The sequence below is a fragment of the Arthrobacter sp. CG_A4 genome (genome assembly GCF_035985125.1).
Taxonomy (GTDB): Bacteria; Actinomycetota; Actinomycetes; order Actinomycetales; family Micrococcaceae; genus Arthrobacter.
Genome location: NZ_JAXCID010000018.1, coordinates 36,928 through 61,218 on the forward strand (window position 1 = coordinate 36,928; position 24,291 = coordinate 61,218).

The 24,291-nt window shown below is 65.0% G+C and carries 15 protein-coding genes, 1 tRNA gene and 1 pseudogene; 8 read left to right on the forward strand and 9 right to left on the reverse strand.

What is annotated here, in order from left to right; genetic code table 11:
- Positions 1-64 precede the first annotated feature (64 nt).
- Positions 65-1,384: an ABC transporter substrate-binding protein gene (locus tag RCH07_RS09640; protein WP_326967249.1), complete on the reverse strand. Its 1,320-nt coding sequence runs from the start codon at positions 1,382-1,384 to the stop codon at positions 65-67.
- Positions 1,385-1,678: 294 nt separating this feature from the next.
- Between RCH07_RS09640 and RCH07_RS09645 the strand changes: the two are divergent.
- A pseudogene (locus RCH07_RS09645) lies at positions 1,679-2,140 on the forward strand (glycoside hydrolase family 15 protein); the annotation flags it as partial.
- A gap of 387 nt (positions 2,141-2,527) precedes the next feature.
- On the opposite strand, the gene RCH07_RS09650 reads toward RCH07_RS09645, so the two are convergent.
- From RCH07_RS09650 to RCH07_RS09660, 3 genes are all read right to left on the reverse strand, one after another.
- Complete coding sequence (locus RCH07_RS09650) at positions 2,528-3,640, reverse strand: GmrSD restriction endonuclease domain-containing protein (RefSeq protein ID WP_442784802.1); 1,113 nt, start codon at positions 3,638-3,640, stop codon at positions 2,528-2,530.
- Between the two features lie 148 nt (positions 3,641-3,788).
- On the reverse strand, positions 3,789-4,217 hold the full coding sequence (panD, locus tag RCH07_RS09655; protein ID WP_326967251.1) for an aspartate 1-decarboxylase: 429 nt from the start codon (positions 4,215-4,217) through the stop codon (positions 3,789-3,791).
- 129 nt (positions 4,218-4,346) lie between these two features.
- Positions 4,347-5,270: a LysR family transcriptional regulator gene (locus tag RCH07_RS09660; RefSeq protein ID WP_326967252.1), complete on the reverse strand. Its 924-nt coding sequence runs from the start codon at positions 5,268-5,270 to the stop codon at positions 4,347-4,349.
- A gap of 143 nt (positions 5,271-5,413) precedes the next feature.
- Between RCH07_RS09660 and RCH07_RS09665 the strand changes: the two genes are divergently transcribed.
- Together RCH07_RS09665 and RCH07_RS09670 are read left to right on the forward strand one after the other, a co-directional pair.
- A complete protein-coding gene (locus RCH07_RS09665) occupies positions 5,414-6,877 on the forward strand; it encodes an amino acid permease (RefSeq protein ID WP_326967253.1) in 1,464 nt (487 codons plus the stop codon).
- Positions 6,878-7,104: 227 nt separating this feature from the next.
- Positions 7,105-10,665, forward strand: coding sequence for a proline dehydrogenase family protein (locus RCH07_RS09670; RefSeq protein ID WP_326967254.1), 3,561 nt, complete (start codon positions 7,105-7,107; stop codon positions 10,663-10,665).
- 111 nt (positions 10,666-10,776) lie between these two features.
- On the opposite strand, the gene RCH07_RS09675 is transcribed toward RCH07_RS09670, so the two are convergent.
- Together RCH07_RS09675 and RCH07_RS09680 are read right to left on the reverse strand one after the other, a co-directional pair.
- On the reverse strand, positions 10,777-11,136 hold the full coding sequence (locus tag RCH07_RS09675; RefSeq protein ID WP_326967255.1) for a hypothetical protein: 360 nt from the start codon (positions 11,134-11,136) through the stop codon (positions 10,777-10,779).
- A gap of 221 nt (positions 11,137-11,357) precedes the next feature.
- Positions 11,358-12,212 (reverse strand): LysR substrate-binding domain-containing protein, encoded by an 855-nt coding sequence (locus tag RCH07_RS09680; protein ID WP_326967256.1) that lies wholly within the window; start codon positions 12,210-12,212, stop codon positions 11,358-11,360.
- 139 nt (positions 12,213-12,351) lie between these two features.
- Here RCH07_RS09680 and RCH07_RS09685 point away from each other — a divergent pair, with 139 nt between their 5' ends.
- Positions 12,352-13,767 (forward strand): MFS transporter, encoded by a 1,416-nt coding sequence (locus tag RCH07_RS09685; protein WP_326967257.1) that lies wholly within the window; start codon positions 12,352-12,354, stop codon positions 13,765-13,767.
- Positions 13,768-13,827: 60 nt separating this feature from the next.
- On the opposite strand, the gene RCH07_RS09690 is transcribed toward RCH07_RS09685, so the two are convergent.
- From RCH07_RS09690 to RCH07_RS09700, 3 genes are all read right to left on the reverse strand, one after another.
- Complete coding sequence (locus RCH07_RS09690; RefSeq protein WP_442784800.1) at positions 13,828-14,976, reverse strand: N(5)-(carboxyethyl)ornithine synthase; 1,149 nt, start codon at positions 14,974-14,976, stop codon at positions 13,828-13,830.
- 8 nt (positions 14,977-14,984) lie between these two features.
- Complete coding sequence (locus tag RCH07_RS09695) at positions 14,985-15,134, reverse strand: hypothetical protein (protein ID WP_326967259.1); 150 nt, start codon at positions 15,132-15,134, stop codon at positions 14,985-14,987.
- A 113-nt stretch (positions 15,135-15,247) separates the two neighbouring features.
- A tRNA-Gly gene (locus tag RCH07_RS09700) sits at positions 15,248-15,321 on the reverse strand.
- A 579-nt stretch (positions 15,322-15,900) separates the two neighbouring features.
- Here RCH07_RS09700 and RCH07_RS09705 point away from each other — a divergent pair.
- The 4 genes from RCH07_RS09705 (at position 15,901) to RCH07_RS09720 (ending at position 24,273) form a co-directional block, all read left to right on the forward strand.
- On the forward strand, positions 15,901-16,359 hold the full coding sequence (locus RCH07_RS09705; protein ID WP_326967260.1) for an adenylyltransferase/cytidyltransferase family protein: 459 nt from the start codon (positions 15,901-15,903) through the stop codon (positions 16,357-16,359).
- Positions 16,360-16,802: 443 nt separating this feature from the next.
- The gene (locus RCH07_RS09710) at positions 16,803-17,468 is read left to right on the forward strand and encodes a hypothetical protein (protein WP_326967261.1); all 666 of its coding nucleotides are present in this window, start codon (positions 16,803-16,805) and stop codon (positions 17,466-17,468) included.
- Between the two features lie 38 nt (positions 17,469-17,506).
- On the forward strand, positions 17,507-18,763 hold the full coding sequence (locus RCH07_RS09715) for a hypothetical protein (protein WP_326967262.1): 1,257 nt from the start codon (positions 17,507-17,509) through the stop codon (positions 18,761-18,763).
- Between the two features lie 50 nt (positions 18,764-18,813).
- Positions 18,814-24,273, forward strand: a complete 5,460-nt coding sequence (locus tag RCH07_RS09720) for a PKD domain-containing protein (protein ID WP_326967263.1) — start codon at positions 18,814-18,816, stop codon at positions 24,271-24,273.
- Positions 24,274-24,291 lie beyond the last annotated feature (18 nt).

Here is a 24,291-nt window from a genome sequence, read left to right on the forward strand (position 1 = left end):
CCCCGGCAGCGGTTGTATCACTTGTTGTGCTCACTAGAGATTCCTTGCTCGATATCGCTTGCTGCTACTGGGCGGCGTAGAGCGATTTGGCCTGGGCTTCCAGGTTCTTGACATCCACGGTGCCGTCCTTGATGAAGGACTGCAGGGCCGGAATCATCACGTTGTTGGCCATGGCCGGGAGTGCGTCGCGGTCAAAGAACTGGCTGATGCTCTTGGCGTTGCTGATGGCGTCAGCCATCTTCTTGTTCAACGGCGAGAACTTGGAGGTGTCTGAGCCTTTGGCGGTGGCGATATTCGCCGAGTCGACGGATGCGTAGACGTCCTGTCCCTCCGGGGTGCCGAGGTAGGCGAGGAAGTCCTTGGCGGCCGGGTTCTGGCCGCCCTTCTTGGACAGCAGCAGCCCGTCGATGGGGGCTTCGATTGCGTCCTGGCCTTCCATCGCGATCTCCGGGAACGGGAAGAAGTCAATGTCGTCCGCGACCGTCTTGTCCGTGTACTGCTGGGTAAGGAAGGATCCGAGCAGGTACATGCCGGACTTCTTGTCGCCCAGGTTTTTGGCCGAGTCCTGCCACGTCATGCCGAGCGCATTGGGGTTCTGGTACGGCAGCAGTTCCTTCCAGGTGTCGAAGACGTCGCTGACCTTCTTCTGGTCCCAGCTTTCCTTGTGGGCGGTGAGGTCCATGTGGAACTGGTAGCCGTTGAGCCGCATGTTCAGGTAGTCGAAGGTGCCCATGGCGGGCCAGCCGTCTTTGTCCGCGAATTCGATGGGGATCAGGCCGTCGCCCTGCATTTTCTTCGACAGCGTAGTGAGCTCATCGAAGGTCTTCGGGACCTGGTAGCCCTTCTCGGCCCAGAGGCTCTTGCGGTAGAAGAAGCCCCAGGGGTAGTTGTAGTTCGGGACCAGGTACATCTTCCCGTCTGAACCCTTGGACGCCTTCTTCAGGGCATCGGAGTAGTTGCCGCCGATCTTCTCCCAGACATCGTCGATCGGGGCGAGCAGTCCCTTGTCTGCGTAGTACTGCATCCGGTACCCGGCGAACCAGGTGAAGGTGTCGTCGGGGCTGCCCTGAAGGTAGGTGTTGATCTTGTTCTGGAAGTCGTTGTGCGGCACAACATTGGTGGTGGTCTTGACGCCGGACTTCTTCTCAAAGGCGTCCGTGAGGGCCTTGTAGGCGTTCTTGGGAACTTCATCCGAGGAACCGGAACCGAAGGTCAGTGTCTTGGCGGCGCCGCTGGCGGCCGGTGCGCTGCCGCCGGTGCAGGCTGCCAGCAGCGGAACTCCCGCCATCGCGACGGCGCCCACACCCAGGGTCTTCAGCAGCGTCCGGCGGTCCCATCCGCCATGGCTGGAAGCCCTCCGCAGCGCGTCTTCATGCATGGTCATGGTTTCTCCTTTGAAATCAACGGGTGCTGTGAGTCAACTCACATGATAATCAACCATATACGAACAATATAGAACCGTAAAGGGCAAAAAAGAACATTTTATGCCGTTGGCCGCGCTTTCGTGCAAACCAATGCGGCCGACGACGGGCTGACCCCGCAGCTGCTGGCCGAACTCAAAATCCTGGTCCGGACGCCAGCGCTGCTCGTGGCCTGCAACGACGGCGGAACACTGTGCTCCGCTGAAGGCAGTTCCAGCGAATCCCTCCCGCTGGCCAGCGCCGCGATAGCCCGTGCCCTCGAGGTCCTGCGCGAGGGCTGGGACGCCGGGGCGTCGTCGTACGCGGTCGCCTACGACAGCCCGGACCTCGACGCCGCGGTGCTGCACATCGGGCTCTCCGGCGTGCTGGATGTCAGCGACCAGCGCTTTCTGGACACCGTCACGGCGGTGGAACGGGAATTGCGGGTGGGTCCCACGGTGTTCCGGTACCGGTACCGGTACGACGACGGTCTGCCGGGTCTGGAGGGCGGCTTCCACATCTGCACGACGTGGCTGATCGAGGCCTATGTGGCGGTTGGCCGGATCGAGGAGGCCTGGGACCTGTTCGACCAGCTGGTGAACCTGTTCGGGCCCACCGGCCTGCTGCCCGAGGAGTACGACCCGGGCACCGAAACTCATTTGGGCAACCATCCGCAGGCGTATTCGCACCTGGGCTTTATCCGCTGCGCGCGGCTGCTGGACGCACTTTCCCGGAACTAGTGGTCATTTTCGCCGGTTCCTCGGGGTAACGGGGTGGACGGAGCCTGGACCTGTTCGCGCCAGGGGGACATGCCCATTCTTCGCACCCGGGACTGGGCATAATGGCACCATGTCCATCCGCTGGCCCCGGAGCGGGGCATGTCCGGTCAAGCGCCGGGTGGGTCCGGCGGCGGGGAGTCGGGCTGCACAGCTGGTAACGGGGGACATGCCCATTCTTCGCACCCGGGACTGGGCATAATGGCACCATGTCCATCCGCTGGCCCCGGCGCGGGGCATGTCCCTGAGCCCGGCCACCGCGCCCCCGCCACCAATCCCGGGCACCGGAGAACTAACGAAAATGCCGACGAGCCCCGCCTGGGGACCGGCACGATTGGTGCCGCTCCGGTCCTATTCGCAGGCGGTACCGTCCCGGTCGCCGTCCAGCTTGTCTCTGTAGCCGGGCTGCCCCGCGTGGAGGGGAGCTGCGCCAGCGGCGCGGACGGCCGCGCAGTTCGCGTAGTAAGCAGAGGCCAGGGCAGCCGGGACAGGAACCGGAGCCACGTAGGCCGGGGCCGGAGCCACATAGGGCTGGGCCGGGGCCGGGACGGCTTGCTGCGCGGGGGCCGGCGCCTGCATCGGGGGAGGCGGGGCTTCCTGGTTGGTCGGTGCCGGTGCGTCAGGGCAGTCACCGAGGGTCCGTGCCATCGCATCGTGTTCGGCCTGGGTGACCCAGAGTGTGTAGCTGGCCTTGACCGAGATCTGGCGGGCCACATACGTGCAGCGGTAGGACTTGTTCGGCGGCAGCCACGTGGCGGCGTCGCCGTCGCTCTTTTTCATGTTGGCAGGGCCATCCACCGCCAGCAGGTTCAGCGGATCGTTGGCGAAGGAGAGCCGTTGCGCCGGGGTAAGCTGCTGGGCGCCCTTTTGCCAGGCATCGCTGAGCGCCACCACATGGTCGATCTGCACCGCGGTGCTGGTGGCGTTGCCGCGGAGGAAGTTGATCAGGGTTGCCGTATAGGGGTCGTTCAGGACGCCGGAAAGTACCACGCAGTCGCGGGTGCCGGGCTTGAAGGCCGGGGCGGTCAGGTCCCGGCGGAGCATGTCGTTTCGCGTGTCGCAGCCGTTGCGGTCGACGTCGGCCCACGCTTGGCCGAATTGGTCACGTGAGTATCCGGTCTTGGGCGCACGGCCCTTGATCGGGATGGTGGCCAGCACATCGAGGGCCTTGCTGGCGAAGGCGGGCTGCGGGTTGGGGGCTCCGACACCGGCCGCGGTGACGCCGGGGGCGGCGTCAGAGTCCAGCGGGGTGCCGTCGGTGGCCGGCGTGGATGGCGGCGTTGCTGCCGGCGGCGCGGAAGCGCTCGGGGAGCTCCCGGTGGCGGTGGCTGCGGCGGGTGCGGTGGCAGGGCTCGCGCACGCGGTGGCGGAGACGAGCAGCAGTCCGGTCAGGCCGGCTGCGATCCAGTCGACCGCCCCCGTGCGGCGTGCCGTAGGCGGTCGGACGCTGCGTGGTCGGTCGATCTTCAAGTGTCTCCCCCGTACGTGCGTGCGGGTCGAATCCCGACCGGCTAAGCCTACCGGCGGCAAGGACAACGCGGGGTCACATCGCGCCCATGATGAGGCCCGGGATGGGCGCGAAGTGACCCCGCGTTGCTTTAGTGCGCGGACGCTAGTTCAGCGAGGCGTTGTTCAGCGCGTGCGGCGGGCGCATGATCCCGGGGGTATGCCCCTCCGCGGGGTCGTTGCCGATTCCGACGATCCTGTTGTCCTTGTCCACATGGACCACCTTGGGGATGTACGCCCTCGCTTCGTCCGTGGTCATCTGGGCGTAGGTGATGAGGATGACGATGTCATTCTCATGCATGAGATGTGCGGCGGCTCCGTTGATCCCGATCACCCCTGTGCCGCGTTCGCCGGCAATCGTGTATGTCTCCAGCCGGGCGCCGTTGGTGACGTCGACGATTGCCACGAGCTCTCCCGAAAGAATGTCGGCGGCCTCGAGCAGATCCAGGTCCACGGTGACGGAACCCACGTAGTGAAGGTCCGCGTGGGTGATCGTGGCGCGGTGGATCTTGGACTTAAATATTGTGCGATTCATAACGTGACCAGTCTAGCTCCGGGCGAACCGTCGCGCTGTGAGGCAGCGGACACCGCCTTCAGGTTACAGACAGGAGGTCGACGGCGTCCGGCACGTCCGTCGTCCCCTCGGCGGTCAGCCCCTCGGCGGTCAGTCCGACGGCGCCCCGGCGGCGGGGGTGATGGACGCGGCCGTCTCGGCTAGGATTTCCCGGGCTGCCAGGATGGCGGGCCGCTTGGCACTCGAGTGCCGCACCGAAGTGAAGACCGTCCGGTGCGGATCGCCCGGGAGATTAATCAGCCGGGCTGTTGTTGCCCGTCCGGTCCAGACGAGGTCCGGCATCAGGGCCACGGCGTTTCCGGACTCGATCAGCCGGATCTGCGCCTGCAGGTCAGCGGTTTCGAATCTGATGTCGGGCTCGAAACCGGCGCTCCGGCACGTTTGCTCGGCCCAGTGCCTGGAAGCAGCCCCGCGGGGTTCCATCACCCACGCCAGCTCCGCGGTGTCGGCAAGGGAGGTGATCGCCGGCCGGTCCGGGGAGGCGGGCGGAACCGCGAGGCGGATCGCATCGCCCGTGAGCCGGACCCTGTCCAGTTCCGCGTAGCGGGGGGCAGTGTGGCCGGGGTACTGCTCGGCGATCACCAGGTCGAAGTCCCGCGCCCAGGTCTCATGCAGGGCTGTTTCCGGTTCCCGCTGCGTCATTTCCACCCTGACCTCGGGGTAGCTGGCGGACATCCGGGTCAGGGCATCGGGCATCAGCGCCAGCGCAGCGGACTGGAATACGGCCATCCGCACCGTCCCGGTCACCGTGGTCAGGGAGGCCGCGAGATCGGCCTCTGCCTGCTCGAGGGTTTCCAGCAGCTGGGCCGTATGAGCCACGAGGACTTCGGCCTGCGGCGTGAGCTGCACCCGGCGCCCGGTCTTACGAAGCAGCTCAACGCCGGCTTCCTTTTCCAGCAGGGCCAGCTGCTGCGAGACCGACGACGGGCTGTACTGGAGTGCCTCGGCGACTTCCGCCAGGGTGCCCCGGATCTTCAGTTCGCGGAGCAGGCGCAAACGCCGAACGTCGAGCATCGCTATTCCTTTGTGAATTCTAATGGTTATTGATTAGGAGAAGTCACTTTATCTAATGCAAGCGGGCTTGCATACTGTTACTCACTGAGTAACCCCCATCACAGGGCGGATTGATGGGCCCCACACCTAAGCAGGAGTCCCTGATGAGTACCAAAGACCAGACCAGATCGATCATGCGGCGCAAGCCGATTGACGATATCGAGGAAGAGAACAAGCACAGCGGCTTGATCAAGAGCCTCGGGCTGTGGCAGCTGACTGCCATCGGCGTCGGCGGCATTATCGGCGTCGGCATTTTCTCCCTCGCCGGCCTCGTGGCCCACGGCAGCGAAACTGAACCCGGAGTCGGCCCGGCAGTGCTTTTTTCCTTCCTGATTGCGGGTCTGGCGTCCGCGGCTGCGGCCCTGTCCTACGCCGAGTTCGCCGGCATGATCCCGCGCGCGGGTTCTGCCTACACTTACGGGTACGTGGCGCTGGGCGAGGTGATCGGCTGGTTCATCGGCTGGGATCTGCTGCTCGAGTACATCGCGATCGTGGCTGTGGTGGCCATCGGCATTTCCGGCTACTTTGACGCGTTCCTCTCGGGCATCGGCATCAACATGCCAGTCTGGATGACCTCGACGCCGGATGAAGGCACGGGCGGCATCGTCAACATTCCGGCGATTCTGGTCTGCCTGCTGGTCACCTGGATCCTCTCCCGCGGCACTCGCGCCTTCGGCCGCTTTGAGCTCGTGGCGGTGGCCATCAAGGTGGTCCTGATCCTCTTTATCATTGGCCTGGGCGTCTTCTATATCGACACCAACAACTACAATCCGTTTATGCCCAGCGGCTTCGGTCCGGTGCTGGCGGGGTCCGCCACCGTGTTCTTCGCGGTCTTCGGCTATGACGCCATGAGCACCGCCGCGGAGGAAGCCACCGACGGTAAGAAGCACATGCCGAAGGCCATCATCCTCTCCCTGATCATCGCCATGCTGTTGTACGTCGCAGCCACCCTGGTGCTCACCGGCATGCAGAACTACCAGGACATCGACCCCAAGGCCGGGTTCGCCTCCGCGTTCAACGGCGTGGGCCTGCCGGTCATCGCCACCATCATCTCGGTCTTCGCCGTGCTGTCCATCATGACGGTTATGCTCACCTTCCTCCTTGGTGTCACCCGGGTCTGGTTCTCGATGAGCCGCGACGGGCTGCTGCCCGGCTGGTTCGCCAAGACGGACCGCCACGGGACCCCGCAGCGCGTTACCTGGATTGCCGGGATCGGATCGGCGCTGCTGGCCGGTGTCTTCCCGATCAAGGCCGTTGCGGACCTCACCAACATCGGAATTCTGGCCGCCTTCGTCGTCGTCTGCTTCTCGGTGATCGTCTTCCGCTACAAGAAGCCCGATGCCCCGCGGACCTTCCGCCTGCCACTGATGCCGGTGATTCCGGCCTTCGGCGTCCTGGCCTCGGCGTTCCTGATGTTCCAGCTGCACTGGGAGACCTGGGCACGCTTCGGGGTCTGGCTGGTCATCGGCCTGGGAATCTACTTCTTCTACGGCAGGAAGCATTCGCTGATGAACCCGGACAGCCCGCGCCACGCAGAAGCCGTGGAGATGCACCGCCACATCGGCTAACCCCCGGGACGATCCCGGTTGCGCTATCACTTTTGGCTCCCATCCACGCCTTTTGGGAGCCAAAAGTGATAGCGCATCCGTGTGTTCGGGGACGGTTGCGCCCGGTCTGGGAATGTTCGATTTTTCTAACCAGTACTGCTCGGAAAACTTCGCTTTATCTTATGAAAATCCGGTCTCATACTGAAGCCTAGAAAGGTCCAAATTTTGAGAAAGAACGAGTACCAGCCATGACCAAGATTTCAACGGAGTCCGGCGTGAAAACAGGCAATGCGGCCGGGCACGCACCCGTCTCGGAAGGCTCCCCGGTCCTTGAGGCCGCCGCCCTCGCCGAGGAAACCATCGGGCTGGTACGCCACTGGCTCACGGAAGCCGCCCAGATCCCGGTCGATGCCTCCGCCCAGCAGCTCGCCGGGGTCCTCAAGGACCCGAACGGCCTGGACTTTACAGTGGGGTTCGTCGACGGCGTCGTCCGACCCGAAGACTTCCAGGTCGCCGCCCGCAACCTTGCCGCCCTGGCACCGAAGGTCCCGGCGTTCCTGCCCTGGTACATGCGCAGCGCCGTCCGCCTCGGCGGCACCATGGCACCAATCCTGCCGCGGGTGGTCATCCCGATCGCCCGCCGCGTGCTCCGCGAAATGGTCGGCCACCTCATCGTCGACGCGACCGACGCCAAGCTGGGCCGGGCCATCGCCAAGATCCGCAGGGACGGCATCAACCTCAATGTCAACCTCCTCGGCGAGGCTGTGCTCGGCGGGCACGAGGCGTCCCGCCGTCTGGAGGGCACCCACACCCTGCTGTCCCGCCCCGACGTCGACTACGTCTCCATCAAGGTCTCCTCCACCGTCGCCCCGCACTCCGCCTGGGCTTTCGACGAGGCCGTGGAGCACGTCGTTGAGAAGCTCACGCCGCTCTTCACCCGCGCAGCGTCCTTTGCCGTCGGCGGAAAAAAAGCCAAGTTCATCAACCTGGACATGGAGGAGTACAAGGACCTGGACATGACCATCGCGGTCTTCACCCGGATCCTGGACAAACCGGAATTCAAAAACCTCGAGGCCGGCATTGTTCTCCAGGCCTACCTCCCGGACGCCCTCGCCGCGATGATCCGCCTGCAGGACTGGGCCGCCGCCCGCCGCACCAACGGCGGTGCCGCGATCAAGGTCCGCGTCGTCAAGGGCGCCAACCTGCCCATGGAGCAGGTCGAAGCCTCCCTGCATGACTGGCCGCTCGCCACCTGGGGCACCAAGCAGGACTCGGACACCAATTACAAGCGCGTCATCAACTACTCGCTGCACCCGGACCGGATCCGCAACATCCGGATCGGCGTGGCCGGCCACAACCTCTTCGACATCGCCTTCGCCTGGCTGCTGGCCAAGCAGCGCGGCATCGCGGATACCGCAGAGCAGAGTATCGAATTCGAGATGCTGCTCGGCATGGCCCAGGGCCAGGCCGAAGCCGTCAGGCACGATGTCGGCTCGCTGCTGCTCTACACCCCGGTGGTCCACCCGGCCGAGTTCGACGTCGCGATCGCCTACCTGATCCGCCGGCTCGAAGAGGGCGCCAGCCAGGACAACTTCATGTCCGCCGTCTTTGAACTCGGGGGGAACTCCCCGGAAAGCAGGGCGCTGTTCGAGCGTGAGAAGCAGCGCTTCCTCGCCTCCCTCGCCGGGCTCGACGACGAGGTCCCGCCGCCCAACCGCCGGCAGAACCGCAACCTCCCGGCCGCGCCGCCGTCGGACGCCGAGCAGGCACAACGCAGCTTCGAGACCACCCCGGACACCGATCCGTCGCTGCCCGCCAACCGCGACTGGGGCCGCGCCATCCTGGGCCGCGTGGCGACTTCCACCCTGGGCAACGCCGCCGTCGAAGCCGCCACCATCAACGACGCCGGCACGCTCAACGCCGTGATCGGGACCGCAGTGGAAAAGGGAAAGGCCTGGGGTGCCCTCTCCGGCGCCGAGCGTGCCGCGATCCTGCACCGAGCCGGCGACGTCCTCGAAGCCCGGCGCGCCGAACTGCTCGAGGTCATGGCCAGCGAGACCGGCAAGACCCTCGACCAGGGCGACCCGGAGGTCAGCGAGGCCGTTGACTTCGCGCACTTCTACGCCGAATCGGCCCGCAGGCTGGACGACGTCGACGGCGCCACTTTCGTTCCGGCGAAGCTCACCCTGGTGACCCCGCCGTGGAACTTCCCGGTGGCCATCCCCGCCGGCTCCGCCCTCGCGGCCCTCGCCGCCGGCTCCGCCGTCGTAATCAAGCCTGCCAGGCAGGCCTGCCGCAGCGGTGCCGTGATGATCGAGGCCCTCTGGGACGCCGGTGTGCCCCGCGACGTACTCACGATGGTCCAGCTGGGCGAGCGTGAGCTTGGCCGGCAGCTGATCTCCCACCCCGCCGTGGACCGGGTCATCCTGACCGGCGGCTACGAGACCGCCGAACTGTTCCGCACCTTCCGCAAGGACCTGCCGCTGCTGGCCGAGACCAGCGGCAAGAACGCCATCATCGTCACGCCGAGTGCCGATCTTGACCTTGCGGCCAAGGACGTCGCGTACTCCGCCTTCGGCCACGCCGGGCAGAAATGCTCCGCGGCCTCCCTGGTGATCCTCGTGGGATCAGTGGCCAAGTCAAAGCGCTTCCACAACCAGCTGATCGATGCCGTCACCTCACTCAAGGTGGGCTACCCAGAGGATCCGACCAGCCAGATGGGCCCGATCATCGAGCCCGCCAGCGGCAAGCTGCTCAACGCCCTCACCACCCTCGGCGAAGGCGAAAACTGGGCCGTGGAGCCGCAGCAGCTCGATGGTACCGGCAGGCTGTGGAGCCCGGGTATCCGCTATGGCGTCCGCCGCGGATCCTACTTCCACCTCACCGAATTCTTCGGCCCCGTGCTGGGCGTTATGACCGCGGACACGCTGGAGGACGCCATCGCCATCCAGAACCAGATCGACTACGGTCTCACCTCGGGCCTGCACTCGCTGGACACCGAGGAACTGGGGATCTGGCTGGACACCGTCCAGGCCGGCAACCTCTACGTCAACCGCGGCATCACCGGGGCCATCGTGCAGCGCCAGCCCTTCGGGGGCTGGAAGAAATCCGCCGTCGGCGCCGGCACCAAGGCCGGCGGACCCAACTACCTCGTCGGCCTCGGCGGATGGACCAGTAAAGCCAGCACCGCAGCAGCCGCGGGCACCCTCGGGGCGGCGGCACCCGCGCACCCCGGCGTCCGCCGGATCGAGGCTGCCGCCAAGGACTTCCTGCCCGCCGAGGAACTGCAGATGCTGCACCGGGCCCTGGCCTCCGACGCCCTTGCCTGGGCTGAGGAGTTCGGCACAGCGAAGGACGTCTCCGGCTTGAGCGCCGAACGCAACATCTTCCGCTACCGCCCGCTGCCGGTCACCATCCGACTCTCCGACGGCGAACCCCTCGGTGCGCTCGTCCGGACCGTGGCGGCCGGTGTCCTGGCCGGCTCCGCCCTGACGGTGACCGCCGCCGTCGAACTGCCCGCCCGGCTGCGCGCCGTCCTGTCCGGTCTCGGCGTGGCCGTCTCGGTGGAGAGCGACGCCGGGTGGCTGGCCGCGGCCGGCACGCTCGCCGGCGGACGGATCCGGATCCTCGGCGGGGATCCTAAAGCACTCGCGGCGGCCACAGGCGGGCGCCCGGACCTGGCGATGTACTTCCACCCGGTGACCGAAGCCGGCCGCGTCGAGTTGTTGCCGTTCCTGCACGAGCAGGCCATCAGCATCACGGCGCACCGCTTCGGCACACCCAACCACATCTCGGACGGCCTCATCTAGCAGGCTTCCGCTCCGGAAGAGGCACAACAAACGAGCCGGGCGGCCGCCCTCCAATGATGGCCGCCCGGCTCATCCGGTTAATTGGTTCGAGGGACTGGTTGGTTTCGGGACTCAGCCGAAGTACCAGCCGGGCGGCACCCAGGACGCGGGGACGGCGTGCGCGGCGAAGTCGTCGCAGCCGGAGCAGAAGTAGGTGACTTCGCCCAGTTTGTTGACGGAGCCGTCGCTGTGATGGGTGGCCGGTACGAAAGTCTCTAGGTAGACGAACTCGTCGGTTCCGCAGCGTTCGCAGTATGGGCTGCCGACGAACCCTGCTGCCACCAGCGTGGCGGGATGCGGATCCCGGCGTCCTTGGACAGTGTGCTGCGCGGCGGAGCCGCGGTTCACCATGGGAGCCGGCGGGCGCACCGCCTGCAGCGAATGGACTGCCGGTGCTGTGGGAATCTGTGGTCGGTTTGTGGCTGGCGTCATTGTCGGCCTATCCCGAACGCTTTTGTGCCGCCCCCAAAGGCAGAAGCACAGGACAGCGTTCGTTTCTATGAATCGTTGTCATTAGCCTCTGCTTGACCTTCAACACTTTCAGGATATGTCACGGATCACCGGCGATCAATGGCGCCGCGTAAGTACATCGTCCAAGTAGGTACACCACGCGTGCACGTACTCATCACGTTGCAGGCAGCGGCGCCGCAGGCTCAGCCGGAGCGTTTCAGGGTGCGGCCCATGATCGCCTGGGTGAGGGCCTCGATCACCTCTGTGTTGGCCAGCGGATTGCGGATCAGTGTGAAGTCCACATCGCCCACCGGCGGGAGATCGAAGCGCCGGGTGATGATCAGCAGGTCCTCCGGGACCAGCGAGGACGGCATCACCGCAACACCGATGCCCGCCCGCACGGCGGCCAGCACGCCGCTGATCTGCCGGGTGGTGCAGGTGATGCGCCAGGTCCGGCCGGTGGCTTCGAGCGCGTCGATGGCGAGCTTCCGGCTCAGGCTGGGGGACGGGTAGGCGATCAGGGGCACGGTCTCGGCCGGATCCAGGACGGTCTGCTCCAGGCCCACCCAGGCGAAGGAGTCCTGCTGGACCACGGTGCCGTCCTTGGCCCCGGCCACCCATTTGACGAAGACGAGGTCCAACTGCCCGGCGTTGAGGCGCTTGTACAGCTGGTCGCTTTGGCCCACTGTCAGTTCTAGGTTGATCTGGGGGTAGACCTGGCGGAACTCCCGCAGGATCCGGGGGAGTCCCGTGATGGCCAGGTCGTCGGCGGTGCCGAACCGGAGCCGTCCGCGCATGGCTGATCCGGAGAAGTAGCGGGAGGCGGAATCGTGCGCGGACAGGATGCTGCGGGCGAATCCGGCCATGGCGTCACCGTTGTCGGTCAGGCGCACATCGCGGGTGTCGCGGGCAACCAGGACCCGCTTCGCGGCCGTCTCCAGCTTGCGGACATGCTGGCTGACAGTGGGCTGCGCGAGGCCCAGCCGTTCGGCGGCCTTGGTGAAACTCAGAGTTTCGGCGACGGCCAGGAAAGAGCGGAGCTGGGCGGGTTCAAACATGCGGACTCCTGACCGGCGGCACGCGCGTGCCGTATTGCGTTTTGTAATGCTAGTTATGCGGAGAATAAGCTTCCATAATCTATCCGGGCCAGCTTAGCGTTGAGTACTCCCCGCACACCCGCTCGCTTGAGGACTTTCCGTGGCACCCCCTCCGCCGTCACAGGCACATGTCGCTTCGCTGCCTGATACCAACACCGCCCCGATCGCCGTCGTTCATGAGCGCCTGCCGTGGCGCCACACCTTCATCTCGCTGAAGGTCCGCAATTTCCGCATCTTCGCAATCGGCCATTTCGTCGCTGTCATCGCCCTGTGGATGCAGCGGATCGCCCAGGACTGGCTGGTGCTTCAGCTCTCCGGTTCGGTCACCGCCGTCGGCGTCACCGTGGCGCTGCAGTTCCTGCCCTCACTGTTCCTCGGTCCCTGGGCGGGGATGATGGCGGACCGCTTCGCGAAGCGGAAGATCATGATGCTCTGCCAGTCGGTGGCCGCGGTGCTCGCGGCGATCCTCGCAGTGCTGGCCCTGACCCAACGGATCGAAGTCTGGCACGTCTACGCCATCGCCCTGTCGCTGGGCCTGGTCACGGTGCTGGACCAGCCGGCGCGGCAGGTCTTCGTCAATGAACTGGTGGGGCCGGCCTACCTGCGGAATGCCATCAGTGTGAACTCCACGATCTTCCAGCTGGGCGGCCTGATCGGCCCGGCGGTCGCCGGGTTGCTGCTCACCGCAGTGGGGGCGGGCTGGGCCTTTGCCGGTAACGCCGTGGCCTGCTGCTTCACCGTGGCCATGTTGCTCACGCTGCGGAAGGACCAGCTGTTCATCAGCACCCCGGCGGCCAAGCGCAAAGGCATGCTGAAGGAGGGGCTCAACTACGCGCTGAGCAAGCCCACAATCTACTGGCCCTGGCTGATGGCAGGGTTCATCGCCGTGTTCGCGATGAGCCTGCCGGTGCTGCTGGCCGCGTTCGCGGATCAGGTGTACGACGTCGGCGCCGGCGGCTACGGACTGCTGAACGCGCTGGTGGCACTGGGAGCGCTGGCCGGGGCGATCACCTCGGCGCGGCGGCGTGAGCTGCGGCTGCGTTCGGTGATGCTGGGGGCCGGCATGTACGGGCTCATGCTCTGCCTCGCGTCGCTGGCGCCGTCCATGCTGTGGTTCGGGGCAGCGATGGTCCTGGCCGGGTTCTGGTGCCTGATGTTCCTGACCGCGGCCAACCAGCTGGTCCAGATCAGCTCCAACATGGCCATCCGCGGACGCGTGATGAGCCTGTACATCATGGTGCTGATCGGCGGCCAGGCGATCGGCGGCCCGATGATCGGCTGGCTGGCCGAGCACGTCAGCCCGCACACCGCCATCCTGGTCTCCGGCGGGGTGCCGGCGCTCGCCGCGGCCGCTGTCGCCGTCGTACTGGCGCGCCGGGATCAGCTGATGCTCAAGGTGGACCTGAGGGACCGGCGCCGGCTCGTCACGATCGTCCGGAAGCGGGCCGGCCAAGGGCGCGGGCAGCACCCGGGCGGGCAGACAGCCGCCATCCCCCAGGTCCCGGGCGCGGCCTAAACGCCCGGGCTCCTGCGCGCCACGAGCCCGGGCACCTTATGTGATTGGGGCCCCCGGCGCTCAGGCCCCCAGCGGCAGGTGGGGGTAGTCCGGCTCGCGCTGCTGGAACTGCAGCACATCCGGGTTGAGGACCACGCCGTCGCGGATTTCGATTGCGCGGCGGATCGTCTCGTTCCCGGTCCAGGCCCCGGGGCCGGACATTACGGTTTCCAGGAACGGCAGCAGCGCCTCGCTGATCTCCCAGCTGGCGGAGTTCCAGAGGTAGGACGGGCTGTGGTCCACCGCGTAGTAGTCGATGTGGTCGCCTACCGTGAACATGGGCTCGGCAAAGGTGGTGCTCGTCGCCCAGCTGAAGCCCATACCCTCGTCGCAGGACACGTCCACAATCAGACTGCCGGGCCGGAACGCGTCGAGGTCCTCCGTGCGCAGGTACGTCAGCGGCGCGTTGGGGTCCTGCAGCGTGCAATTGACCACAATGTCGCTTTCGGCAAGGAACGGGGCCAGCGGCACACGCCCGCGCTCAGTGATGACCTGGCTGAGGTATGGCGCCGTGTCATCGTGATCGAACTGCGCGATCCGCACCGAGTGGATCGGCGAGCCCACCGCGGCGACGCCGCGGCTGGTCAGCACCTGGACGTCGTGGACGCCGTGGGCGTTCAGGGCCGTGACCGCGCCGCGCGCCGTTGCCCCGAAACCAATGACGACGGCGCTCAGCCGGCGGCCGTAGTCCCCGGTGCACCCCGCGAGGGCCAGGGCATGCAGCACGGAGCAGTAGCCGGCCATCTCATTGTTCTTGTGGAACACGTGCAGCCCGTAGCCGCCGTCGCTGGCCCAGTGGTTCATGGCCTCGAACGCGATCAGTGTGAGTTTCTTGTCGATCGCGAGCTGGGTGATGGCCCGGTCCTGGACGCAGTGCGGCCAGCCCCACAGGATCTGCCCGTCACGGAGTTCGGCCAGGTCTTCGGGCTGCGGCTTGGGCAGGAGGACGACGTCGGCCTCCGCCAGGAGCTGCGCGCGCGGGACGACGCGCCCCACGAGTGGTGCAAGATGGGTGTCCGAAACCCCGAAACGCTCGCCGTAGCCCTCCTCGAGGATCAGCTGCTGCCGGAGTTCGGGTGCGATCCGGTCCAGATGGAGGGGATGGATCGGCAGGCGCTGCTCGTGAGGCTTTCGCGTGCTGGCAAGGACTCCGAGGGTGAGATGGCCCAAGCTGCCGCTCACTTCTTTTTGGGGCTAGTCGGCTTGGCGCCGGTGGCTTTGTCCATGGAGCTGGGCGGTGCCGCAACGGACTTTTTGTCGGCCCGCTTTTCCTTGATGGACTTGCCGGATTTCTTGGATGCTGCCTGCCGGGGGGATTTGTCAGCCATGATCGCTCCTGTAGCGGAACCGAAGAGGTTCCTGACTTCGAACCATACAGGTAACGGCCTAACGGCCCCCGGGCGTGGTGGCCAGGGTTTTAGGCCGTGTATGCGCGGCGGATTGGAGCGGCTGACGGGAATCGAACCCGCGTATCAAGCTTGGGAAGCTAGCGCTCTACCATTGAGCTACAGCCGCAGTGGGACTGTCCAAATTGCTGGACCCGGTGCCCGGTAAACACCGAGATTTACCTTACCCCAGCCGGGGCACTTCTCTGAACAAGTCACGCCGGCGGGAGCGTGCTGATCGATCGCCCGGCGTCGTCACGCCAGCCCGTACGGCCCGGGACGTCGCCGATGCCTCACCGGGGAACAACGGAGTCCTTTCCGGGCGCGCACTCCGGACCCTCGACTGGTTCTTTGACTGAATCCTCGAGTGGATGGTCGAGTGGCGCAAGAGCGCCCGAGTGGACCAAATATCGGGACATGCACATGACTTCAATACGTAGTCAAGTCTCGGATGCGCGTAACCGCCCCAAGTAGTGATCGAATCCTGCGGGACTGGGCAAGTGGTCGACCAAAGCAAAAAGGGGTAGCTCACACTCGTGTCCATGCCGGGGCCATCCAATTTACTAAGGGGACCGAAGTCGACTGAGTCAAGGGAAGGTCTCCCCCCCATGAATGTCCAGCAATTGCGGGCGGTCCATCCGTCTTTGTTGCCAACGGGTGGGCTCCGGCGCCGAGGCACGCGTCAACAGGCGCTTCCGGGTTGGATGTCATGACCGCTCGAATCGGTTACGCAGCCGGAGCCTTTGATCTGTTTCACGTCGGCCATCTGAATTTGCTCCGGCGCGCCAAAGCAGAATGTGATTACTTGATCGCCGGTGTTTTTGCGGATGAGCTCCTGGTGGCGACCAGGGGCCGGGCTCCCGTCATTCCACTGCCGGAACGCCTGGAAATCGTCAGGCATGTCCGGTACGTAGACGAGGCAATTGCCGAGTCTCTTCCCCGCAAGATCGACGCTTGGCACGCCGCACCCTTCGACATTCTTTTTAAGGGTGGTGACCGGAGAGGGACGCCCAAGGGCCTCGCACTGGAACAAGAGTTCTCGGCCGTGGGCGTCAAAGTCGTTTATTTTCCCTACACAGTCCATACCTCCAGCACCGCTTTGAGCCGGACCCTGGAGCTGCTGAATTCAGAATCCGGGGAGTTGGTGTCCGTTCAAAGTCTTCACTGAGTGAATCGTCCCGTCCTGCCGGTCCTTCCGGTAAAGCAAGGTCTCAATGCGGTCTCTTTAGAAGTAAATATGCCTGGGGGTAAAAAGTGAACGAAAGAATACCTGGTGCCGTTTTGCGTATTGCCTTGATCGGCAAACGCGGGGCACCCGCACCGTTCGGCGGTTTTCAAACCTGCGTGCATCTGCCCGCTCTTCGCCGGCGCCCGCTCGAAACATCGGGCCGCACCGGACGCTCGGTGGCTCATCCGCTGGCTCGCCGGGCTGCCGCCACGATTGTTTTCACTGCAGCCAAGGCGCCCCCGCAGCCCAAGCCGCGTGGCGTCGTGAGCATCGGCCTGGCGCAGTCCGGGTTTTCTTCTCACGGTTTCATGGAGGCCTCAATGCATCAAAAGCAACAGTTCTTTGGTCTTAGTTCACGGGTTGGCTCTTCGGGGGGCTGCGCGATGACCCGGAAGGCCCTGGCCTCCGTCATCGGTGCCGCCTTGACCATCGCCCTCTTGTCGGGCTGCACCTCACCATCCGCCGCCGGCACGGACCAATCCAAATCCATTTCCTACGGCAGCGAGACCGGCCTTCCGGACGATCCAAAGCCCACCGCGGAGGGAACCGAATCCGCACCCCCGGGCGGCCCGGCGTTCGTGGACGATTCCACCGGGGCGCCGGTGGTAACGAGGGACAATGAGAAACCCGCTGCGGACAAAGCCGATGCAGTTGCCGGCAATTTCCACTCCACACCGGCCAAGTACAGCGATGGAGTCGCCGTCTCGGTGGGCGATCTGCGCAGCGGTGTAGTCACTGCCACGGGTGCCGGTTCGATTTCCGGCGCTCCATTCGTGTCCATGAACCTCGAAATTGACAATGGCTCCGGCACGGACCTGGAAGTATCGAACGTCGTGGTCACTCTGCGGTACGGGGAGAGCAAGGCCGCGGCGGCCCCGCTGTACGACGGTGTCACTGCGCTCGATTTCGCGGGCACCATCAAAGCCGGCGAACGCCAAGTGCGGGCGTATGCATTCCTGGTCCCGGAAGGCACGGATGGAGGCACCATCTTTGTGGACATCGACGGCGCCCACATTCCGGCCGTCCTCAGCGGGAAGCTGCCCAGCTAATGTCCAGCCGTTCGCAAGGGAAAAAGTCACCTGCCGCAGTGGTGAGCCGCAGCGCTCTCGGCGGTATCGCGGCACAGGGAAGCCAGGCACTGGCGAGCTTTGCCCTGCAGCTGGTCGCGGCCATGACACTGGGCCTCGACGGACTGGGACAGTTTGCCATCCTGTACGGGGTAATTCTTCTGGTGACAGCAATCGTCAGCGGCTTCGTGGGTGACACCCTGACGGTGCTCGACCGCCGGAATCCCTCAGTCCGGTTCACCCTTCAGCTCTGGTGCCTCGGTCTCAGTGTGGGAGCAGGGCTGTGCGGTGCCGCGGTGGCCCTTGCAACCGGGTTTCTGGCGCCACCCGGTGCGTTGATCTTCGGCGGAGCCATCACCTTCTTCGCCCTGGAGGACACGGTAAGACGGCTGCTGATGGCGGACCTCCTGTTCTGGAAGGTTGTGGTGGTGGATCTGGCCGGGCTGGGGGGCGCCCTGGCCGCGCTTGGTCTGGCAGCAGTTGCCGGACCGCTGAGCCTGGCCACCTGCTTCGCGGCAATAATCTGCGGGCAGCTGGTGGCACTTGCCATCGGCATCCTGATCCTCCCCAAAGATGAGCGTTTCCTAATTCTGCGGGCACAGGCACTGTCGCCGGCCGTGGCCAGGTTTGGGATCTGGAGGTCGCTGCAGCAGGCGGTTCGGCCCGCCCTGCTCACAGCCGTGCGGGTAGCTGTCACACTCATGGCCGGATTGGCCGCCACCGGCCAGTTGGAAGTCGCCCGGATCTACGTCGCACCCATCATGCTGATCGTCAGTGGGGCATCCTCGTACCTCTTTGCGGCTTTCGCGCGGGAGAAGGGCGTCCCCATCAAACAAATGCTGCGGGCGGCTGACCGGGGGGTGGCTGCGCTGACCCTTGTCGCTCTGGGTTCGGGAATCATCGCGATGGTGTTGCTGCCCGCGGTTGGTCAACTGGTGGGGGGACAGAAACCCGACGTCATAGCGGTTCTTGGCTGGATCGTCTATGCCACTTCAGTCGCCGCGGTGACGCCCTACGGCGCCCTTGCCGCAGTGCGGGGAAAACAGGCCGGCGTCCTTGGCATACGGCTGACAGATTCTGCTGTTTCGCTCTTACTGGTCGGCACTTTCGTCACTCTCACAGGGGGCTTCATCCTGGCGCCGGTGCTAATGGCGATTGGTTCCTTGCTTGGCGGGCCCCTGATACGGCGGCGGCTAATCCGTCCACTGTTGAGGTCCGAAGTTCAGCCCATTGCAGTTCATCTAGGATCCATGGTCTCGAAGGTTGGCACATCGTGAATAGCACCAGCAATCCGTCACGTCATCATCTGTCCAGGGGGGCATCCGTCATGAAAGCACGCGCAGGCAATTTTGGACGCTCCATCCGCTGTGTCGCGGCGGCCGCCGTCGTCGCCGTCGTTGCCGCCGCCTTCAGCGGAGGGGCGGCAAGTGCTGCCGACCCCCCACCGACACCACTTCCACAGACTGTGAGCGGCGATGTGCTGCCCACACCACAGATCAATGGCGTGGTGTGGAAGACGGCCGTCGTCGGCAACACCGCCTATGCGGTTGGCAGCTTCACCAAGGCCCGGCCTTCCGGCTCGGCAGCGGGCAGCAACGAAGTTATCCGCAACAATGCCATGGCTTTCAACGTTGCCACCGGGGCCATCCTGCCGTGGAATCCAAACCTCAACGCCCAGGCGCGGAGCGTGCGGCTTTCGCCGGATTCAACAAAGCTCTACCTGGGCGGGGATTTCACTGCCGTATCAGGCGCCGCCCGGGCAAAAGTTGCTGCCTTCGATGTGGCCAGCGGAGCCCTGGACCCCAATTTCAAGCCGGTTGTCAACGGCCCGGTGCGCGACCTTACTGTCACCAACTCGGCCGTGTTCGTGGGTGGCTCCTTTGGCAATGCCGGAGCAGCGGTGCGGCGGAACCTCGCGTCGTTCACCCGTGCCACGGGGGCAATCTTGCCGTGGAGTCCGACTACTGACGACATGGTCGAGACCCTGGTGGCGGCCCCCGATGGGAGCAGGATCGTCATCGGCGGTCGCTTCCAACAGCTCGACGGCGCGCCTATTGTCGGGATAGGAGCGGTGGACGGGGCCTCGGGTGCCTTGCAGCCGTGGACAAGCCGGCCCATTCCGACAAGGCAGGGTGCCCAAAGATCATGGGTCACGGATCTAAGCCTCGTTGGCGGCGTTGTATATGCAAGTGCCAACGGCGAAGGCGGACACTGGTTCGACGGGCGGTTCGCCGCAAATTTTGACACCGGAGATCTGGTTTGGCTGGCCAACTGCTACGGCGCGTCATATGGCGTCTCCGTGATGGACCAGGTGGTGTACTCCGTGAATCACGCGCATGACTGCATCTCGGTGGGCACCTTTGGCGATCACAATCCGCAAATCTGGAAGCGGGCCCTGGCCGAAACAACGTTTGCCACAGGAACCGACCAAGGACCGCCCGGCTCAAACATGAATTACGCTTACCAGCCCGTTCCGACGCAGCTGCCGTGGTACCCGGAGGTCAACACGGGCAATTACACGGGCAGCTTCCAGGGCGGATGGGCGCTGGCGAACAACGGAACCTATCTCGTGATGGGCGGGGAATTCACCACCGTCAACGGAAGGGCACAGCAGGGGCTGGCGACGTTTGCGAAGCGGTCAGTGGCTCCCAACAAGGTTGCACCGGCCTACAGCCCCATGAAGCCAGGCGTTCTCTCACTGAATTCGGGGACAGCACGCGTCGCCTGGACCGGCACCTCGGACATCGATGACGGCACGCTCACCTATGAAGTCCTGCGGGACAACGGCACGACGCCGATATTTAGTATCGATGCCAAGTCGCCATGGTGGGCCTTGCCGCAGCTGGGGTTCACGGATACCGGAATGGTCCCCGGCTCGAGCCATACCTACCGTGTTCGGGTAAAGGATCCATCGGGAAACAACTACACGGGCAGCCGGTCGGATGCGGTCGTTATCTCCTCCGCCACGCCCGGCGCCTACGCGCAGAGGATTATTGCTGACGGGGCTGTGAACTACTGGCCCCTCAACGAGCCGGGCGGTTCCGTGCTTTTCGACAACGCCTCGTTTGCGGATGCCGACGCCGGATTCGGAGTCACCCGTGGCGCCAGCGGCGCCATACCCAACGATGCCGCGTCGGCTTTCGACGGCTCCGGCGCCGGATTCGCTGCCACCCGGGGTGCCATCCCCGGGCCGGATACGTTCACGGCAGAGGCATGGTTCAAGACCACCAGCACCAGCGGCGGAAAGATTCTCGGATTCGGGGCCTCAGCGACGGGAAATTCAGGCGGCTACGACCGCCACATCTATATGGACAATGACGGGCGCATCTGGTTCGGTGTCTATCCGGGAGGCGTGCAGACGCTGAGCACCGGCAACACCTACAACGATGGCCAGTGGCATCAGGTGACAGCCAGCCTGGGTGCCGACGGCATGCGCCTCTTCATCGACGGCGTACCTGCGGGCCAGCGAAGTGACGTCACATCCGGCCAGGGGTACAGCGGATACTGGCGCATCGGCGGGGACAACATCGGAGGATGGCCCAACCAGCCGGCCAGCAACTACTTTGCAGGGGCCATCGACGACGTCGCCATTTACCCGACCGTGCTCACCCGGCAGACAGTCCTCGCGCACTACACCGCGAGTGGCCGTGAATCCAGCCTCCCGCCGGCACCGGCGGATCCTTACGGCATCGCCGTCACTTCCGATCAGCCAGATCTCTACTGGCGCCTGGACGAATCCGCAGGAACCGTAGCGGTGGATTCTACCCAGTCGCAGAACAATGGTGGCTATCAGGGGGGCATCGCCAAGGGAGCAACCGGAGTGGTCCCGGGCTACAGCGGCACGGCCGCCGCTTTTGACGGCCAGGACGGCGTCATTGCCAGCCAAAACTCGGTCACCAATCCGACGACCTATTCGCTCGAGTCGTGGTTCAAGACCACAACAACCAGGGGCGGCAAAATCATCGGATTCGGCAACAGCAATACCGGCCTGTCGGGGAATTATGACCGTCATGTCTACATGCAGGATGACGGCACACTCGCTTTCGGCGTTTGGACCGGTCAGCCGAACCTGATTGTCAGCCCGGTCGCCTACAACGACGGCCGGTGGCACCACATGGTCGCCGAGCAGTCATCGGACGGCATGAAACTCTACGTCGATGGTGGCGTCGTCGGAACCAACCCGCAGACGCAGGCCCAGGATTACAGCGGCTATTGGCGGATCGGCGGCGATACCACGTGGAATTCCTCCAGTCCGTACTTCGACGGCATTCTCGATGAGGTGGCGGTCTACTCCAGGACAATGACCGCCGACCGCATCGCCGCGCATTACAATCTCGCGGCTCCGGCGAATACCTTGCCCGTCGCCGACTTCACCTCGAGCGGCAGCAACCTGGACCTGGCCCTGGATGCTGGTAGTTCAAGTGATCCCGATGGTCAGATCGTTGACTATGCATGGGATTTCGGGGACGGCCAGCTTGGCTCCGGAGCCTCGGCAAACCACCGCTACGCGGCAGCTTCAACCTACGCCGTGAAGCTGACGGTCACCGATAACCGCGGGGGGACGTCCACGGTTTCGAAGGACGTGGTCATCACTGAACCGCCCAACCAGGTGCCAACAGCTGATTTCACCACCGCCGTTTCGAACCTCAAAGTCGCTGTGGATGCATCGGCGTCTCTTGACCCGGACGGATCATTGGTGGCCTACGCCTGGGACTTCGGCGACGGGCACACGGCAACAGGTGTGAGCGCGGAGTACACCTATCTGAATGCCGGGAAATACACGGTGAGCCTGACCGTCACGGACAATCGCGGCGGCACCAGCACGACCAGCCGGGAAGCAACAGCCGTCGAGCCGCCGAACGCCTTGCCCACCGCCTCCTTCGCGCCGGTCACGCAGGGACTCGACGGATCCTTCGATGCCACGGCTTCGGGGGACACCGACGGGCAGATAGTCGGCTACAGCTGGGACTTCGGCGACGGCTCAACCGGAACCGGGGCGACGGCGTTTCACTCGTACGCGTCGGCCGGCACCTACAGCGTGGCACTGACGGTGACTGACGATCGCGGCGGGCAGGCCGGGATGGTCCGCGATGTCACCGTTGCGCCCACACCAAACAGGGCACCGACGGCGGCCTATGCTTTCACTGTCGCCGGTCTCGGGGTCGCCTTCGACGGATCGGAATCGTCGGACCCGGATGGGGCCGTGGCCTCCTATGCGTGGGACTTCGGAGACGGTTCAGCGGCTGCTGTAGCTGCCCCGGCTCACAACTACGCTGCAGCCGGTACGTACAACGCCACCCTGACGGTCACGGATGACAAGGGCGCCCGGGATGCGATGACACATGCGGTAACAGTCGCCGCTGCTCCGCCGCCGAATGCGGCGCCAGTGGCGTCGTTCACCACCCGTATCACCGGGCTGAGCGGACAATTTGACGGCTCCGCCTCAGCAGACTCCGATGGCACGATTGCCAGCTATGCCTGGGATTTCGGCGACGGTGCGACTGCCACCGGAGCCACGGCGAACCACAACTATGTCAGCGCGGCCGAGTACTCGGTCACCTTGACCGTCAGCGACGACCAGGGTGCCACGAGTATTGTCGTTCACGCCGTTACCGCTACGGCGCCGGCCAATGCTGTCCCGGTCGCCGCCTTCACCTCCCAGACGCAGAATCTGAAAGTCGGCTTTGACGGGTCGGGTTCCAGCGACTCCGACGGGACTATCAGCACCTACGAGTGGGCCTTCGGTGACGGCACCACCGGGACGGGGGGCGTTGTGGACCACAGCTACGCCACCGCCGGTGACTACGACGTGGTCCTGACGGTGACCGACAACTCCGGTGCGACCAACTCGGTGGCCCGCCGCGTTACGGCCGCCGCGGCACCGAATAATCCGCCGGTTGCCGCCTTGACCAGCTCGGCGACCGGACTTCAGGTCTCCTTCGACGGCTCCACCTCGGCGGATACCGACGGTGAGGTAACCAGTTACGCATGGGACTTCGGTGACGGGGCAACCGGTACCGGAGCGGTGGCTTCGCACCGGTACGGAAAACCCGGAACGTTTGGGGTCATTCTGACGGCCACCGACGACAAGGGGGCGAGTTCACAGACTACGGTTCAACTTGCCGTGACGCAGAGGACTTTCTCGCAAGACACCTTTTCCCGGATTATTTCCGCTGACTTCGGATCCGCCGATGTGGGGGGTGCCTGGACGAGTACCGCTAGTTCCAGCAACTTCTCGGTCAGCAACGGAAACGGAAACATCCGGATGGCTGCGCCGGGGTCCGGGCCATCCATCCACCAGAGATCCACCCTCCAAACCGATACGGAGATCCGTGCGTCTGCCCGAGTCGACCGGGCTCCGACCGGCGGTGGGATCAACTTGTCCGTCATCGGCCGCAGCATCGGGGGCCAAGGTGACTACCGGGCGAAGGTAAACCTGCTGGCCAACGGCGGAGTAACCCTCGGAATCTTCCGCGTCAACACCGCCGGCGTTGGCACAATGGTCGCCGCAGAGTCAGTGGTTCCCGGGCTGAGCTATCAAGTAGGGGACGTCCTGAACCTGCGCATGCAGGTCACCGGGACATTCCCCACATCGGTCAAGGCAATGGTGTGGAAAGCAGGGACCAACGAGCCGGCAGCCTGGCTGAAGATGGGCACTGATTCCACCGCCGGGCTGCAGGGACCGGGTTCCGTCGGAGTGTTCTCCTACCTCTCCGGCTCGGCAACGGGCTCGCCTGTAATTGCATCCTGGGACAACTGGTGGGCCGGGGAGAGCGCCGCTCAATAGTCCGCTCCACTGGCAGGA

What these genes read in the sequence shown, in the direction of transcription:
- RCH07_RS09640 (WP_326967249.1), bottom strand. Translation starts at nt 1,384, where the DNA reads ATGACCATGCATGAAGACGCGCTGCGGAGGGCTTCCAGCCATGGCGGA.
- panD (WP_326967251.1), bottom strand. Translation starts at nt 4,217, where the DNA reads ATGAATCGCACAATATTTAAGTCCAAGATCCACCGCGCCACGATCACC.
- RCH07_RS09660 (WP_326967252.1), bottom strand. Translation starts at nt 5,270, where the DNA reads ATGCTCGACGTTCGGCGTTTGCGCCTGCTCCGCGAACTGAAGATCCGG.
- RCH07_RS09665 (WP_326967253.1), top strand. Translation starts at nt 5,414, where the DNA reads ATGAGTACCAAAGACCAGACCAGATCGATCATGCGGCGCAAGCCGATT.
- RCH07_RS09670 (WP_326967254.1), top strand. Translation starts at nt 7,105, where the DNA reads ATGACCAAGATTTCAACGGAGTCCGGCGTGAAAACAGGCAATGCGGCC.
- RCH07_RS09675 (WP_326967255.1), bottom strand. Translation starts at nt 11,136, where the DNA reads ATGACGCCAGCCACAAACCGACCACAGATTCCCACAGCACCGGCAGTC.
- RCH07_RS09680 (WP_326967256.1), bottom strand. Translation starts at nt 12,212, where the DNA reads ATGTTTGAACCCGCCCAGCTCCGCTCTTTCCTGGCCGTCGCCGAAACT.
- RCH07_RS09695 (WP_326967259.1), bottom strand. Translation starts at nt 15,134, where the DNA reads ATGGCTGACAAATCCCCCCGGCAGGCAGCATCCAAGAAATCCGGCAAG.
- RCH07_RS09705 (WP_326967260.1), top strand. Translation starts at nt 15,901, where the DNA reads ATGACCGCTCGAATCGGTTACGCAGCCGGAGCCTTTGATCTGTTTCAC.
- RCH07_RS09710 (WP_326967261.1), top strand. Translation starts at nt 16,803, where the DNA reads ATGACCCGGAAGGCCCTGGCCTCCGTCATCGGTGCCGCCTTGACCATC.
- RCH07_RS09720 (WP_326967263.1), top strand. Translation starts at nt 18,814, where the DNA reads ATGAAAGCACGCGCAGGCAATTTTGGACGCTCCATCCGCTGTGTCGCG.